This window comes from Pseudomonas sp. P65(2024) (assembly GCF_057480955.1).
Window position 1 is genome coordinate 261096 of the sequence record NZ_JBLIYX010000003.1, and the last position, 15259, is coordinate 276354.

A 15259-nucleotide genomic window follows, 5' to 3' on the forward strand; every position below is an offset into this window, starting at 1 on the left:
AGCAATCATCGTCGTACCGAGGAGCGTGAGGTGCTGGTGCGGACGATCCTGCCGACCTGGCTGCTGCTGACCGCAAAGCGGGTGGGGGGACTTGGCCCCCGCCCGATCAGAGCACTTTGTCGAGCGTGATCGGAAACTCCCTCACACGCTTGCCTGTGGCATGGTAGACCGCGTTGGCCACCGCAGCGGCCACCCCGACGACGCCGATTTCGCCCACGCCCTTGGACCCCAGTTCGTTGACAATATCATCGTGCTCTTCAACGAAGATCACTTCGATATCCCCACAGTCTGCATTGACCGGAATGTGGTACTCCGCCAGGTTGTGATTGACGATGCGGCCTAGCCGATGGTCGGTCAACGCTGCTTCGTGCAGGGCCATGCCCACCCCCCACACCACGCCACCCAGGATCTGACTGCGCGCGGTTTTCGGGTTGACCACCCGTCCTGCGGCCACAGCGCTGACCACCCGGGAGACCTTGATCGTGCCAAGCTCTTCGTCGACGTGGACTTCCACGAATACCGCCGAATGGGTGGCGGTGGAGAATGGTTGGCGCCTGGCGCCGGGCTCGGCGTCGATCTGCACTTCGAACGCACCGGCGGGTGCGCTGGCGACGATGTCCGCCAATGCCAGGCGATGGCTGCCAGCGTGCAGATAGCCGTCGGCGAAAGCGATCTGCTGCCCGGCAGTGCTGGCCACCTGGGGGTGCATGTTGCGCGCGTGTGCCAGCACCTTGGCGCGCAGTACCTGGCAGGCCTGGCGCACGGCCGAGCCCACCGACGACACCGTGAATGATCCACCCTGAAGCGGTGCGGTGGGGAGTGAAGAGTCACCCAGCACGAAGGTGACATCCTGCACCCTGACGCCAGCTGCCTCGGCGGCGATCTGGGTCATGACGGTATAAGTGCCGGTCCCGATATCGGTGGTGGCACTGCTGACGGTGAGATGGCCCTGGGCATCGATGCGCGCCCTGGCGCTGGCCTTCATCTGCATGGCTTCCCAGACGCCGCCGGCCATCCCCCAGCCGACCAGCTGGTTGCCATTGCGCATGCTGCGCGGTTGGGGAGTGCGGTTATGCCAGCCAAAACGTTCGGCACCTTGCTGGTAGCACGCCAGCAGTTCCTTGCTGGAGTAAGGCTTGCCCTCGTTGGCGTTGTTGGCGGCGAAATTGCGCCGGCGCAGATCTACCGGGTCGACCTGCACTGCACAGGCGAGCTCATCCATGGCGCATTCCAGCGCAATCATCCCGGACGCAGCCCCAGGTGCCCGCATGTCCAGCGGGGCGTACACATCGAGCGAGGCCAGGCGATAGCTGAGCGCAACGTTGTCGCATTGGTAAAGCATGCCACTCCATTCCACCAGGTGCTCGGTGAAGTCCTCGAAGCGGGAGGTCTGGCCAAGCGCATCATGAGCGATCGCCAGCAAGCGCCCGTTTGCGTCTGCACCCAGGCGCAAGCGTTGCTCGGTGCGGGGCCGGTAGCCAAAGGTGAACATCTGCTGGCGTGTCAGGGTCACGCGCACCGAGCGCTTCAGGTGCAACGCCGCCATCACTGCCAGCGGCAACTGGTACTGCGGGCGCAAACCCGAGCCGAAGGCGCCGCCGACGAATGCCGCGCGCACACGGATGTTTGCCTTGGGCAGGCCGAACACCTTGTGCAGGTAGTCCTGGCAGTTCTGCGTACCTTGGGTCTTGTCGTGGATTTCCAGGGTGCCGTCGGCCTTGTAGTGCACGGTCGACGCATGGGGCTCCATCGGGTTGTGGTGCTCGTTTGCCGTCAGGTAGGTGGCATCCACCTGCACCGGCGCCCTGGCAAACTGCCCGGCGAAGTCGCCACGCGGCGCTGGCGTTTCGGCGGGTGCCGCATGCGATTGTTGGCAGGCGCCCAGGTCTGTCTGGTGAGCCTGCTCGGCATAGTCGATTTTGATCAGCGAGCCTGCATAGCGGGCCAGTTCCAGGGTTTCGGCGATCACCAGCGCCAACGGTTGCCCACTGTACAGCACTCGATCATTGAACAAAGGCCGAAACGGTGAGCCCTCGGCAGTGTCGGCATCGCTGTAGTCGTTGTCATAACTGGATATAGGCGGGCGATGGCCATGGTCGAGCACGGCGATTACCCCGGGCACGCGCATGGCCTGCGTACTGTCGATGTCGAGTACCCGGCCGCGGGCAATGGTACTGGACACGACGCTGCCGTGCAGCAGGCCCGCCTCGGGGTATTCGCCCGCATAGCGGGCCTGCCCGGTGACCTTCGCCACACCGTCCACGCGGTCCAGGGGTGTGCCGACGACGGGTGTGCTTGTGATCATGGTCGTGCCCCCCTGACAGCGGCACCGCGCGCCGCGTCATCCAATGCCCGTACGATGGCTCGCTGGGCGAGGGTCACCTTGAAACCGTTGTGGCTCAGGGGTTGTGCACCTTGCAGCAACGTTTGCGCGGCGCGGGTGAAGAGCGCTTCAGATGGCACCTGGCCAGCCAGCATGCACTCCACAACCGGGTCCCGCCAGGGTTTGTGGGCAACGCCGCCCAGCGCAAGGCGCGCCTGCCGGATCACTTCGCCATCGAAAGTCAAGGCGGCAGCGACGGACACCAGCGCGAACGCGTAGGAGGCGCGGTCGCGTATTTTCAGATATCGAAAATGATGTTCGAACATCGGGGGCGGCAGCTCGATGCCAGTTACCAGCTCAGCGACTGCCAGTTGATTGTCGCGTTCGGGCGTGCCCCCGGGCAGACGATGGAAATCCGCAAAGGGTATCTCCCGTTTACCCGACTGCCCTGCTACATGCACCACGGCTTCAAGCGCTGCCAATGCCACGCACATGTCCGAGGGATGGGTCGCGACACAGGCATCGCTGGCACCGAGAATGGCATGGATGCGGTTCGACCCTTTACGCGCAGGGCATCCGCTGCCGGGCTCACGTTTGTTGCAGGGGGTGCCGGTGTCGTAGAAGTAGTAGCACCGGGTACGTTGCAGCAAGTTGCCACCGGTGCTGGCCATGTTCCTCAACTGCGGTGACGCCCCGGCCAGGATCGCGTCCGACAGCAGTGGATAATGCTGCTCGATCATCGGGTGCCAGGCCAGCTCGGCATTGCTCACCAGAGCACCGATCAGTACACCGCCGTTCGAGGTGGGATGGATACCGTTCAGCTCAAGGCCGGTGATATCGATGAGCCGCTCGGGACGAACGACGTTTTCCTTCATCAGGTCGACAAGGTTGGTGCCCCCGGCGATGAAATGCGAGCGTGTGTCAGCCAAGCTCACCGCTTCGCGGACTGATGCGGGCTTGCAGTAGTTGAAGGGCATCATGAATTTGGCCCTCGTTGCGGCTGGGCTGCGCCTCTTATCAACGGCAGCGCTTCCTCCACCGCTGCGACGATGTTGCCGTAGGCACCACAACGGCAAAGGTTGCCGCTCATCTGCTCGCGGATGGCCTCGCGGGTGTCGGCACGTCCTTCGTGCACAAGCCCGACCGCAGAGCAGATCTGCCCCGGGGTGCAGTAGCCGCACTGGAACGCATCGTGCGTAATGAAGGCGCGCTGCATCGGGTGCAGGGCGTCACCGTTGGCCAGCCCTTCGATGGTCACCAACTCGGCCCCGTCACACATGATGGCCAAGGTCAGGCAGGCATTGACGCGCTTGCCGTCGCGCAGCACCGTGCAGGCACCGCACTGACCATGATCGCAACCTTTCTTGGTGCCGATCAGGTCCAATTGCTCACGCAGCAGGTCGAGCAAGGTGACCCAGGGATGCACCTGCAGTGTTCGGGGCTGACCATTGAGGGTCAGACAGATGGGGTGCTCTGCAGCCCCGTTGGAAGCGATCGCGCTCATGGTAGGTCCTCACGGTCAGGGTTCGCGCAGTCGGCTGCGTCTCAGTTGTGCGACCGGGCCGGCCGAATAAACGTTCAGCCGGCTCGCCGAGGTGTCGCTCATTTCTTGCCAGGCAGCACCGAGCCGAGCACCTGCTTGGCTGTCTGCACGATGATGCCCGCCTGGTCGGGGTCGCCCTTGAGCAAGGTACCGGCAAACTTCTTCGCCTGTTCCAGCGTGATGTGGGGAGGCAGGGGCGGCACGTTCGGGTCGGTCTTGAACTCGATCAGTACGGGTCGATCAGCCGCCAGGGCGCGCTCCCACGCAGCGGCAACGTCCTCTTCGCGATCTACGTAGATACCTTGCAGGCCAATGGACATGGCAAACACATGGTAGGGCACGTCAGGGATTGTCTGCGACGCTTCGAACTTGGGGTCCCCCTCCATGACCCGTTGCTCCCAAGTCACCTGGTTGAGGTCCTCATTGTTGAACACGGCACAGATCCATTGAGGGTTGTCCCACTGCTGCCAGTATTTGGCCACGGTGATCAATTCGGCGAGGTTGTTCATCTGCATCGCCCCATCGCCCACCAGGGCAACCACGGTCCGTTGCGGGTGGGCGAACTTGGCTGCAATCGCATAAGGCACGGCTGCGCCCATGCAAGCCAGGCCGCCAGACAGCGAACACTGCATCCCGTGGCGAATCTGCAGGTCGCGGGCAAACCAGTTGGCGCAGGAGCCGGAGTCGCTGGTGATGATGGCGTGGTCGGGCAGGCGAGGAGACAGTTCATGGACCACGCGTTGCGGGTTGATCGGGTCAGCCTTGACCAGCGCGCGTTTGGCCACGGTCCTGTCCCACCGTGCACGCCAGGTCTCTACCTTGTCGCGCCAGCGCCGGTCGGTCTTGTGCTCGAGCAACGGCAGCAGTGCGCGCAATGTTTCGCTGGCATCGCCGATCAGGTTGACCTCCATCGGGTAGCGCAGGCTGAGCATGTCGGGTTGCAGGTCGATCTGCACGCCACGCGCCTGGCCTTCCTTGGGTAAAAACTCGGAATAGGGAAAGCCGGAGCCGATCATCAGCAAGGTGTCGCATTCGGTCATCAGCTGATAGCTGGGTTCGGTGCCGAGCAGGCCTATCGATCCGGTGACCCACGGCAGCTCATCCGGCAGCACAGCCTTGCCCAACAGCGCTTTGGCAACCCCGGCACCCAGTTTTTCGGCGATTGAAATGACCTGGTCTGTCGCCTGCAGTGCGCCGGCACCCACCAGTATCGCCACCTTGTGCCCAGCGTTTAATACATCGGCGGCGCGCTGCAGGTCTTCGTCGAACGGCAACACGCGGGGCTTGCTGTAGCCGATGCCGGAATGCACGGTACCGTGGGCCCTCGGTGGTTCGTTGTAAGGTAGGTCCTGCAGGTCGTTGGGCAGGATGATGGTGGTGACGCGGCGTTCGCCGACGGCCGTACGCACTGCACGGTCAAGCAGGTGGCGCACTTGCTCCGGTGTCGATGCCTGCTGGACGAACGCACCGGCGACGTCCTTGAACATCGACAGCAGGTCCAGCTCCTGCTGGTAGTGCCCGCCCAGTGCCGCGCGGGCCTGTTGACCCACGATGGCCAGTACCGGCTGGTGATCCATGCGTGCATCGTACAGGCCGGTAAGCAGGTGCGAGGCGCCCGGGCCGGAGGTGGCGATGCACACGCCGAGCTCGCCGGTGAACTTGGCATGGGCGCTGGCCATGAAGGCGGCCATTTCCTCATGGCGGGCCTGGATGAATTGAATCTTGCCGTTGGCCCGACTCAGCGCGCCGAACACACCATTGATGCCGTCGCCGGGGTAACCGAAGATGCGCCGTACGCCCCATTGATACAAACGCTCCACCAGAAAGTCGCCTACCGTGCCGGTCATTGCCTGCTCCCGTTCTGTTATCGATAGGCGTCTGGAGTTGGCACGTGGCCGGAAAGTTTCATCGGTCTGTGTAGCGCTCTGCCGGCCGGAACCTGGCAACAGCCGAAGGGCTCGAAGGTAAACCAATCACTCGATCAGGAAGCGCATCATGACGCGCATGAATACGCAAGATGCCAGCGTGCAGGCCTTGTTTTTCGAAGACGACGGCGCGACGCCGAATAGCCGTTTTCCGGTACTGCTCTACCGGCTGAAACTCGATCGGGCAGGGGATACTGCCAGCGCGTTCGAGGCCCTGTTTGCGGCTCACGAATGGACCCCGCTCTGGCGCGACGGGATCTTCGATTATCACCACTTTCATCCTAACGCCCACGAGGCACTCGGGATTGCCGATGGGCGGGCCCGATTGACGCTTGGCGGGGAATGCGGGCAAAGCGTGAGCGTGGAGCGGGGGGATGTGCTGGTGCTGCCAGCAGGCACGGGCCATCGCTGCATCGAGTGCAGTGATGATTTCCTGGTGGTGGGCGCCTATCCTCACGGGCAGGAAGATTACGACATTCAACGGCCCGATAGTGCGGCGCACCAGCGTGCCTTGGAGCGCATCGCCAAGGTGCCGCAGCCTGAGCAGGATCCGGTCAGTGGCTTGCATGGCGCGTTGAAGACACGCTGGCGATGAGGCTGCACATAATTTCTATGTGTTTGAGTGTTTCTGGTGCTTGGCTGGGACTCGGTCACAGGCTATCGGGATCCCCGAAGGCACAGGGCATCAGGGCAGTGCAGAGTGCTTGATAGCGTGCATTGAAAGCCCGCAGGGCGAGAGGTCTATGGCGGCAACACGTCCCCGTTACAGCAGCGCGGTAGTCAAGGTTACAGGTTAGGCTGATGGACAGATGCAATGACAGTGGGGGCGTCAACCTGATTGCGTTTACGGCGTGGGCTGCCTGGAGGGCTTACGGATGATGGCACGCTGGCGTTGGGTCGCTGTTACGGGGTCTTCGGAAATGATAGATGCCGGTCAAGTGAGCACAGCTGAGCAGCCCTCGATCAGTAATAAAGAGGACTGCTCTGAAGACATTTGCAAACGCCTATCCGTTTACGTCCACAATCAAGCGACCCCGGATCTTTCCATTTATCAAGTCTGAGGCTGACGCGATCACGCTTTGCAGGCCGATTTCTTTTGTCATGAGCGATAATGCGCCCAAGTTCAGCTGAGTCGACAGTCTCTCCCACGCTTGCACTCGTCGCTCATAAGGCTGAGTCACGCTATTGATGCCGAGCAGGCTTACCCCTCTGAGAATGAACGGTGCGACGGTGGCCGGAAAATCCATACCTTGAGCCAATCCGCAGGCAGCTACCAAACCTTCGGACATTGTGCTTGCGCACGCATTGACCAGCGTATGGCTGCCGACCGAGTCCACGACGGCCGCCCATTTCTCTTTCGCCAACGGACGCCCCGGAGCCGACAGTTCGGCGCGGTCGATGATAGTTGTCGCACCCAGGCTTTTCAGGTATTCGTGCTCACTGGATTTGCCCGTGGCGGCGGTTACGGTATACCCCGCACCTGCCAGAAGGCTGATGGCGAAACTGCCCACGCCGCCGGTGGCGCCGGTAACCAGCACTGGCCCGTGGGAGGGTTTCAGCCCATGGCGTTCCAATGCCATCAGGCACAGCATGGCGGTATAACCGGCTGTGCCAATGGCCATCGATTGGCGCTCACTCAGCCCCTGGGGATGGGGGATGAGCCAGTCGGCGTTCAACCGAGCCTTTTGTGCAAGGCCTCCCCAATGACCTTCGCCAACGCCCCAGCCATTGAGCAGCACGCGATCGCCAGGCTGGTAGCGAGGATCGTCACTCGTCTCAACAGTACCCGCGAGGTCGATACCAGGGACCATCGGAAACTGACGTACAACCGGCCCCCTACCGGTGATTGCCAGTGCATCTTTGTAGTTCAAGGTGCTGTAGGCCACCTTGACGGCCACGTTTGCGGGTGGGAGTTGATCCTCCCGCAGCTCGGTGACGCGGGCGGTGTGTTGGTCATCTTGCTTCTCGATCAGAATGGCATTGAACATGGTGCGCCCTTATTTAGACCGGTTGTCTTTAAATCATCCGAAAGGAATCAGTGGGTGATTCCGTTCAGAAAACCTTGATAGAAAATGTCCAGCGGACGGACATTCTGCGTAAGCCGTGCACGAAGCACGGCACCCTCCCAACCTACCCAAAAGTAGGCTGCGAGTGCCTTGCAGTCATGTCCGCAAGGCACTTCACCCAGATTGACTGCTTCTTCCAGGCAGGCTGCCAAGCGCTGCTCCCAATCCTGCAGGGTCAGTTCCAGCTGTTCGCGGAAGCTGTCGGGGAGCACCAGTACCTCTTGGCCAAGGTTGCCTACCAGGCAGCCTCTTCTAAACTGATACCGGGCCATCCCCGCTTTCGCCTCCTCGACGAAGTTGGACAGCCGTTGCAAGGGCGATGCGCTCAAATCACCGAAGTTGCGCTCGAGCTTTTGAGCGAAATAGTCGGCATAGCGTTGCAGTACGGCTTGGCCAAATGCTTCTTTACTGTCGAAGTAGTGATAAAACGAACCCTTGGGCACCTGCACGCGCTTGAGCACGGCCTCGATGCCGGTGGCGGCGAAGCCTTGTTCGGTGAGGATTTCCATACCGCAACGCAATAGCATTTCGAGGGTTTCGCCATGCTCACGTGCGACTTTGGGGGGGCGGCCTCGACGAGGTGCAGGTTTGGAGATAGTCATGCGTTGTAATTTAGACTGATCGTCTCTAATGTCAACCTCCGAGCGATTCGATCCCCGAGCAGCCGAGTGTTGGATGCGTCATGAAAAAGCGTTTACCGCCCTTGAACTGGCTTCGAGCATTTGAGGTTTCTGCCCGGATGCTCAATTTCACCCACGCCGCTGAAGAGCTCAACCTCACGCAAGCGGCGATCAGCCAGCAGGTTAAAGCGTTGGAGTCCCAGCTGGGCGTTGCGTTGTTCAAGCGTCTGCCACGTGGACTTGAGCTTACCGAGGTGGGTAAATCGTATTTTCCAGTGGTCAGAGAGTCGGTTGAACGCCTGGCTGCATCGACCGACGAAATCTTTGGGCAAGGCCATCGCAGCGCACTCATTTTGCGTAGCAGTCTGGTTTTTTTTACCCACTGGATAGCCCCGCGCTTACCTCGATTTCAAGCAAGCCATCCAGACATACCCATTCGCATTGCCAGCAACATCTGGGTGGATGAAACAGCGTTCGATGCCGATCTCGAAATCCGCTACGGGCAGGGCCGCTGGCCCGGCATGAAGGCTGAACGATTGACCTGGGATACCCTGGTGCCGGTGTGTTCGCCTGCGCTGATCACGCAAGACCGCCCGCTGCAGCGCCCCAAGGACCTTGCCAGACACCCGTTGCTGCACGTGTTGGGTTATGAGGAGGGGTGGGGCTACTGGCTGAAGAAGAACCATGCGGAGAACGTTGATTCCTCGCAAGGGTTGCAGTTCGACACCCTTATCTCGGCATTGACGGTGGCGGAATTGGGGCAGGGTGTAGCCCTGGCGCGTTCCTCGTTGGTCAAGCACCTGTTGGATCAAGGCCGTCTCGTAGCCCCCCTCGGGCGCAGTGTGCCCACCAAGGAGGCGTTCTACCTGGTGTATGCCGCCCACAGCATGGTTAACCCTGACGCCGCGGCTTTTGCACAGTGGCTGTGCGAAGAGGCACAGGCCTTCAGGGACGAGCACCGCTCGCTGGAGGAGGAAAACGCCAAGCGATAAGGAAATTTCCCCAGCAATAAAAAAAATGGCCCCTTAGGGCCATTTTTTATTGCTTTCGCGATGCCGTCGAATTTCTGAAAGTAGCTTCCACATCGCAAGCCCTTGGATGGATCAATCGTCCAGGTGACCGGTTGGTACGAGGTCTCAATAACAACAATAACCGCGCCGGCGAATCTCGTTGGCCCGGGGCTAAGTAGGGTTATCGTCATGCAGCATTGCAACCAATTGCCTTTGCAAGGCGTCAATGTCATCGATTTTGGTCAGTACATCGCAGGCCCTGCCGTCGCGATGATCCTTGCGGACCTGGGCGCGACTGTCGTACGCATCGACCCGCTCGACGGGCCGCTGTGGGACAGCCCAGCCAACGCCACGCTCAACCGCAACAAGCTCTGCCTGCGGCTGGATCTGAAGACTGCTCAGGGGCTGCATCAGGCTCGCGAACTCATCTCCCGCTCAGACATCGTGATCGAGAACTTCCGGCCGGGTGTCATGTCCCGGCTGGGCCTTGATTTCGCAGCGCTGCGGCGCGCTCGCCCTGAGCTGATCACGCTATCGATCCCTGGGTTTGCCAGTGATGACGAATTGCGTGCGCAGTGGCGTGCGACGGAGGCGGTGATCGCTTCGGCCTCCGGTGTGTTCACCGATATGGGCCAGAACCGCGTACTGATGGGCATCAACCCCAGTTTCTCGCCGCTTCCGCTGGCGTCGGCCTATGGCACCATGCTGGCTGTGTCTTCTGTCGTGCTTGCCTTGCAGGCGCGTGAGAAGCACGGCGTTGGCGATCAGATCGAAGTGCCGCTGGCCGCCGCCGTGATGGAAGGTCTGTCGTACAACTCGATCAAGATCGACGGCTACCCGCTGCGTTACAAGACGCTGCGTGAGAAGGAGAGCGAGCGGCGCCGTGCCGAAAACCTGCCGATGAACCTGAGCTACCATGACCTGCAGGAGTTCCTCGACCCGTTCTACCGCACCTATGAATGTGCCGATGGCCGCAAGTTCTACGCCGTTTGCCCGTCCCATCGTGAGCATGCCAAGCGCTGTTTGCAGGCGATGGGCATCTATGAAGAAATGGTGGCCGCCGGCCTGCCCAAGGTAGATGACCCTTACCTGCCGATCGAACAGTGGGAAGGCAACGCATCGCTGGGCGTCTACCCATTGCCGGCTGACTGGGCGGCACGCATCAGCGCCCGCATGAAAGAAGTGTTCTTGACCAAAACGGCGGCGCAGTGGGAAGTCATCTTCGGGGAAGGGCGTTTCCCAGGGGCGCCGCACAGATCGACCCAGGAGTGGCTCCACGACGAGCACTCGAATACTGCTGGTTTGATCGTCGAGGTCAATGATCGTGAGTTCGGCGTGATGAAGCAGCCTGGCCCGATTGCCTGGTTGGAGGGGTGTTCGGAGCCCATGCTCAAGCCGCTGTCGCGTCGTGATGTCAGCTTCGAGCAAGCACTGGCAACACTGTCCGAACGTCCTGATCCTGTATTGCCGCCTGCCAAGCTCGACACGCCTGCCGGTTGGCTGGAAGGCGTTAAGATCCTCGACCTGACGAATGTGATCGCAGGGCCGCACTCGACATCGTTCCTGGGCCGCTTCGGCGCAGATGTCATCAAACTCGACCCTGTGGTGCCCAACTATGACCCGTGGAATACCGTGGTCTTCGGCATGTCGTCGGCACGAGGCAAGGAAAGTGTGCTGGTCGATCTGAACAAGCCCGAAGGGCGCGAGGTTTTCAATCGCCTCGTGCGCGAGGTCGATGTAATCGTCATGAACGCGCCGGATCGCCAATTGGCACCGCTGGGCCTTGATGAGGCGAGTCTGCAGGCGGTGAATCCTGGCGTGATCTTCTGTCAGCTGGACTGCTTCGGCGGCCCGCGTCGCGGACCTCGTACGGATTATCTGGGGTATGACGACCTGATCCAGGCCACTACCGGAATCATGCTGCGCTTTGGCGGCGGCATGGAAACGCCGGAAGAACATGCACACGTCGGCACGATCGATGTGATGTGCGGGTTTGCTGCTGCGCTGGGCGTGGCAACCGCCCTGTATCGTAAGCATCACTCGGGTGAGGCCTACCGGGCACGCACCTCGTTGGCTTCGCTGGGCAACCTGGTGCAAATTCCATTCTGCTACGACTACCCAGGCCGTGGCCCATTCAATGAGCCATCCGGCCGTGACGTGGTCGGCTACAGCGACCTTTCCCGGTTCTACAGGACGGCGGATGGCTGGATCTACCTGGATGCCAGCGAAGGGGAGCTGCACAAGTTCGCGGCCATCGCCGATCTCAGCGGCGTGACCTGCGCAAGTGATCGGGTGGGCTATCTGCAATCTGCTATCGGCAGGATGAGCAGCGCGGTGCTTCAAGAGCGCCTGCAGGCTGCCAACATCGCTGCCGCAGTACCGGACAACATCGATCACCTGCGCAGCCAGTACAGCCGCAGTGCCGATGGCCAGCCGGGTATCGAGAATGGCAGCTACTCCTTCAGCATCTATAACGACCATCCGAGCGGGCATCGGGTTACGCAACTCGATCCTTACGCCATTCGCCCACGGGTCGGGCGTATCCGAGCGCTGTCACCGGCTGAGAAGTTCGGTGCCTCGACTCGCAAGGTGCTGAGCCGCTACGGCTACACCGAGGCGCAGATTCAGTCGCTCCTGGACGCCAGCGCAATCGGCGAATCCTGGAGTGAAGAATATCTGCCGAGCTGACTGCTGAGGGCAGGTCAAGGCGCTGGATTTACCGCCCTGGCTTGCCCATTTCGATCAAGCGAACACGAGCCCAAGGCTGCTCGCGGGCGCGTTCATGCCCAAAAAATGAGATAGAGCCATGAATTACAACAGCATCCTTCCACGAATCCTGCAAACCGGAGCTGGTGCCAGCCAGCAAATCCATCAGGTTCTAGCCAGCCTGGGCTGCCACAAACCGCTGATCATCACTGACCGGATGATGGTCGAGCTAGGCTACGCAGGGCGTATCAGCGCAGTCCTGGCAGAGCAGGGGATTCAAGGCGACGTATTTTCCGACACCGTACCCGAGCCGACCGTCGCTTCGATTCAAGCCGGCGTAGCGACCGCCAGGGAAGGTGGCTACGACAGCATCATCGCACTGGGCGGCGGAAGCCCTATCGATAGCGCCAAAGCGATCGGCATTCTGGCCAAATTCGGCGGTGTCATGCGCGATTACAAGTTCCCGCGCAACGTGACCGAGATGGGTTTGCCGATCATTGCCATTCCAACCACTGCCGGCACTGGCTCGGAAGTGACCCGGTTCACCATCATCACCGACGAATCGACTGACGAAAAAATGCTCTGTGTGGGCGCAGGATTCATGCCGTTGGCGGCACTGGTCGATTACGAACTCACGCTGTCGTTGCCACCTCGCGTCACCGCCGATACCGGTATCGATGCATTGACCCACGCCATCGAGGCATACGTCAGCAAGAAAGCGAACCTGTTTAGCGATGCCCAGGCACTGGCTGCGATGCGCCTGATCGGGCCGAACCTGCGCAAGGTCTACCACGACGGTAGCGACCGTGCTGCGCGCGAAGCCGTGATGCTGGGGTCGACCTTGGCGGGCCTGGCGTTCTCTGCAGCTTCCGTTGCCCTGGTGCACGGCATGAGCCGCCCGATCGGCGCGGCATTCCATGTGCCCCATGGTTTGTCGAACGCCATGCTGCTGCCTGAAGTGACAGCCTTTTCCATTCCCGCTGCACGTGATCGGTACGCCGATTGCGCACGTGCCATGGGCGTCGCCACGCAAAGCGACAACGACCAGTCGGCGGTAGAGAAACTGCTGGATGAGCTGGTGGCGATCAATGATGAGCTCAAGGTGCCCACCCCTGCAGAGTTCGCCATCGATCGCGAAAAATTCTTCGAGCTGATGCCAACCATGGCCGCTCAGGCGCTGGCGTCCGGTTCACCTGGCAATAATCCGCGTGTACCGACCGAGGCCGAGATGGTCGAGCTGTATCGCAGCCTTTGGTAATGGCGCCTCATCGCATTATTTGAATAACAAAAAGTGGAGTTACACATGAATACTGTCGGTCATCTGATTAACGGCGAAGTCGTTGTCGAATCCAAGCGCACCCAGGATGTCTTCAACCCTGCCACCGGCCAGGTCGCTCGCCAGGTCGCCCTGGCATCGAGCCAGACCGTGGAGCACGCCATCGCGACTGCTGAGGCTGCTTTTCCGGCCTGGCGTGATACGCCGCCCATCAAGCGCGCACGCATCATGTTCCGCTTCAAGGAACTGCTGGAGCAGAACGCTGATGCGATCTGCAAACTGATTGGTGAAGAACACGGGAAGATTTCCCATGATGCGGCAGGCGAACTGCAGCGGGGTATCGAGAACGTCGAGTACGCTTGCGGGATCGCCGAGCTCCTGAAAGGTGAACACAGCAAGAATGTCGGCCCGAACATCGATGCCTGGAGCGAGTTCCAGCCCCTGGGCGTGGTGGCAGGTATCACGCCGTTCAACTTCCCAGTGATGGTGCCGCTGTGGATGATCCCGGTGGCCATTGCGGCGGGCAACTGCTTCATCCTCAAGCCTTCCGAACGCGATCCAAGCTCCACGTTGTTCATTGCGCAACTGCTGCAGGAAGCGGGCCTGCCCAAGGGTGTACTTAATGTGGTGAACGGCGACAAGGAAGCGGTCGATGTCCTGCTGCGCGACTCGCGCATCCAGGCAGTCAGCTTCGTAGGTTCGACCCCGGTGGCCGAGTACATCTACGCCACCGCTACGGCTCACGGCAAACGCTGCCAGGCACTGGGTGGGGCGAAAAACCACGCCATCGTCATGCCTGACGCCGATATCGACAATGCGGTGAACCAGCTGCTGGGCGCGGCGTTCGGTTCCTCCGGTGAGCGTTGCATGGCCCTGTCGGTCGCCGTTGCGGTGGGTGACGCGGCAGCCGATGCGCTGATCGCTAAGATGAAAGAAGCCATGAAGAACCTGAAGGTAGGGGCTTACAACGACAGCACGAACGACTTTGGCCCGGTGATTACCCGCCAGCATCAGCAGAAGGTGGTCGGCTACATCGACAGCGCCGAAGAGCAGGGTGCTACGGTGGTTGTCGATGGTCGTCAGCCAAACGTTGCGGGCTATGAGGAAGGCTTCTTCGTCGGCGGCACCCTGATCGATCACGTCACCCCAGACATGCAGAGCTACAGGGAAGAGATCTTTGGTCCGGTTCTGCAGGTCGTGCGTGTCAACAGCATGCAGAAGGCCATGGCGTTGATCGACAAGCACGAGTACGGCAATGGTACGTGCATCTTTACCCGTGACGGTGAGGCTGCTCGTTACTTCTCCGACAACATCAAGGTGGGCATGGTCGGCATCAACGTGCCGCTGCCAGTACCTGTCGCGTACCACAGCTTCGGCGGTTGGAAGCGCTCGCTGTTCGGTGACTTGCATGCCTACGGGCCGGATGGCGTGCGGTTCTACACCCGACGCAAGACCGTTACCCAACGCTGGCCGTCGTCAGGTGTTCGCGAGGGCGCTGAATTCTCCATGCCGACCATGAAGTAACGCATGTACAGGAGGTGTGCCTGGCTGCCGCCAAGCACACCGTTTCGTATGACACCGATGATCAATGATCGTCGTACTGCCGAGTGATGGTGTGCTGTTTTGTGGTGCCGCTGAAATAATAATTAGATAAAGCTAGAGGCGAATATGAATAATAAGCACAATATATGTTCGGGAAAGGCGGGTGGCCTTTCATTTCTTCAAGGGACGAGGTCTGTTCGAGCAAGGTTTGCAGTTCGTGCTTGACCTATTTGTATTCAACAGGTGTT

11 protein-coding genes are annotated in these 15259 nt (G+C 60.7%); 5 read left to right on the forward strand and 6 right to left on the reverse strand.

Going from position 1 to position 15259, the window contains the following annotated elements; all coding sequences use genetic code 11:
* Positions 1-106: 106 nt before the first annotated feature.
* The 4 genes from AC25MA_RS06625 to AC25MA_RS06640 all read right to left on the reverse strand — a co-directional run bounded on the left by AC25MA_RS06625 (position 107) and on the right by AC25MA_RS06640 (position 5713).
* A complete protein-coding gene (locus AC25MA_RS06625; RefSeq protein ID WP_486971891.1) occupies positions 107-2305 on the reverse strand; it encodes a xanthine dehydrogenase family protein molybdopterin-binding subunit in 2199 nt (732 codons plus the stop codon).
* Positions 2302-3303, reverse strand: coding sequence for an FAD binding domain-containing protein (locus tag AC25MA_RS06630; RefSeq protein ID WP_197866060.1), 1002 nt, complete (start codon positions 3301-3303; stop codon positions 2302-2304). The genes AC25MA_RS06625 and AC25MA_RS06630 overlap by 4 nt, the downstream gene beginning before the upstream one ends.
* The gene (locus tag AC25MA_RS06635) at positions 3300-3827 is read right to left on the reverse strand and encodes a (2Fe-2S)-binding protein (RefSeq protein WP_062364377.1); all 528 of its coding nucleotides are present in this window, start codon (positions 3825-3827) and stop codon (positions 3300-3302) included. The genes AC25MA_RS06630 and AC25MA_RS06635 overlap by 4 nt, the downstream gene beginning before the upstream one ends.
* Positions 3828-3925: 98 nt before the next feature.
* Positions 3926-5713, reverse strand: coding sequence for a thiamine pyrophosphate-requiring protein (locus tag AC25MA_RS06640; protein ID WP_232853328.1), 1788 nt, complete (start codon positions 5711-5713; stop codon positions 3926-3928).
* A gap of 148 nt (positions 5714-5861) precedes the next feature.
* Between AC25MA_RS06640 and AC25MA_RS06645 the strand changes: the two genes are divergently transcribed.
* A complete protein-coding gene (locus AC25MA_RS06645; RefSeq protein WP_486971892.1) occupies positions 5862-6386 on the forward strand; it encodes a cupin domain-containing protein in 525 nt (174 codons plus the stop codon).
* 409 nt (positions 6387-6795) lie between these two features.
* On the opposite strand, the gene acuI is transcribed toward AC25MA_RS06645, so the two are convergent.
* Both acuI and acuR read right to left on the reverse strand, forming a co-directional pair.
* Positions 6796-7779 (reverse strand): acrylyl-CoA reductase (NADPH), encoded by a 984-nt coding sequence (acuI, locus tag AC25MA_RS06650; protein ID WP_280093156.1) that lies wholly within the window; start codon positions 7777-7779, stop codon positions 6796-6798.
* 47 nt (positions 7780-7826) lie between these two features.
* A complete protein-coding gene (gene acuR / locus AC25MA_RS06655; protein ID WP_486971893.1) occupies positions 7827-8459 on the reverse strand; it encodes an acrylate utilization transcriptional regulator AcuR in 633 nt (210 codons plus the stop codon).
* A gap of 80 nt (positions 8460-8539) precedes the next feature.
* Between acuR and gcvA the strand changes: the two genes are divergently transcribed.
* From gcvA to AC25MA_RS06675, 4 genes are all read left to right on the forward strand, one after another.
* A complete protein-coding gene (gcvA, locus tag AC25MA_RS06660; RefSeq protein WP_028689341.1) occupies positions 8540-9469 on the forward strand; it encodes a transcriptional regulator GcvA in 930 nt (309 codons plus the stop codon).
* 207 nt (positions 9470-9676) lie between these two features.
* Positions 9677-12175, forward strand: a complete 2499-nt coding sequence (locus AC25MA_RS06665; protein ID WP_197866063.1) for a CoA transferase — start codon at positions 9677-9679, stop codon at positions 12173-12175.
* Positions 12176-12293: 118 nt separating this feature from the next.
* A complete protein-coding gene (locus AC25MA_RS06670; protein ID WP_486971894.1) occupies positions 12294-13451 on the forward strand; it encodes an iron-containing alcohol dehydrogenase in 1158 nt (385 codons plus the stop codon).
* 45 nt (positions 13452-13496) lie between these two features.
* Complete coding sequence (locus tag AC25MA_RS06675) at positions 13497-14993, forward strand: CoA-acylating methylmalonate-semialdehyde dehydrogenase (RefSeq protein WP_486971895.1); 1497 nt, start codon at positions 13497-13499, stop codon at positions 14991-14993.
* Positions 14994-15259: the final 266 nt, after the last annotated feature.

Bases quoted from the DNA above. Each gene is read 5' to 3' on its own strand.
- AC25MA_RS06625 (WP_486971891.1), bottom strand. From the start codon at position 2,305: ATGATCACAAGCACACCCGTCGTCGGCACACCCCTGGACCGCGTGGAC.
- AC25MA_RS06630 (WP_197866060.1), bottom strand. From the start codon at position 3,303: ATGATGCCCTTCAACTACTGCAAGCCCGCATCAGTCCGCGAAGCGGTG.
- AC25MA_RS06635 (WP_062364377.1), bottom strand. From the start codon at position 3,827: ATGAGCGCGATCGCTTCCAACGGGGCTGCAGAGCACCCCATCTGTCTG.
- AC25MA_RS06640 (WP_232853328.1), bottom strand. From the start codon at position 5,713: ATGACCGGCACGGTAGGCGACTTTCTGGTGGAGCGTTTGTATCAATGG.
- AC25MA_RS06645 (WP_486971892.1), top strand. From the start codon at position 5,862: ATGACGCGCATGAATACGCAAGATGCCAGCGTGCAGGCCTTGTTTTTC.
- acuI (WP_280093156.1), bottom strand. From the start codon at position 7,779: ATGTTCAATGCCATTCTGATCGAGAAGCAAGATGACCAACACACCGCC.
- acuR (WP_486971893.1), bottom strand. From the start codon at position 8,459: ATGACTATCTCCAAACCTGCACCTCGTCGAGGCCGCCCCCCCAAAGTC.
- gcvA (WP_028689341.1), top strand. From the start codon at position 8,540: ATGAAAAAGCGTTTACCGCCCTTGAACTGGCTTCGAGCATTTGAGGTT.
- AC25MA_RS06665 (WP_197866063.1), top strand. From the start codon at position 9,677: ATGCAGCATTGCAACCAATTGCCTTTGCAAGGCGTCAATGTCATCGAT.
- AC25MA_RS06670 (WP_486971894.1), top strand. From the start codon at position 12,294: ATGAATTACAACAGCATCCTTCCACGAATCCTGCAAACCGGAGCTGGT.
- AC25MA_RS06675 (WP_486971895.1), top strand. From the start codon at position 13,497: ATGAATACTGTCGGTCATCTGATTAACGGCGAAGTCGTTGTCGAATCC.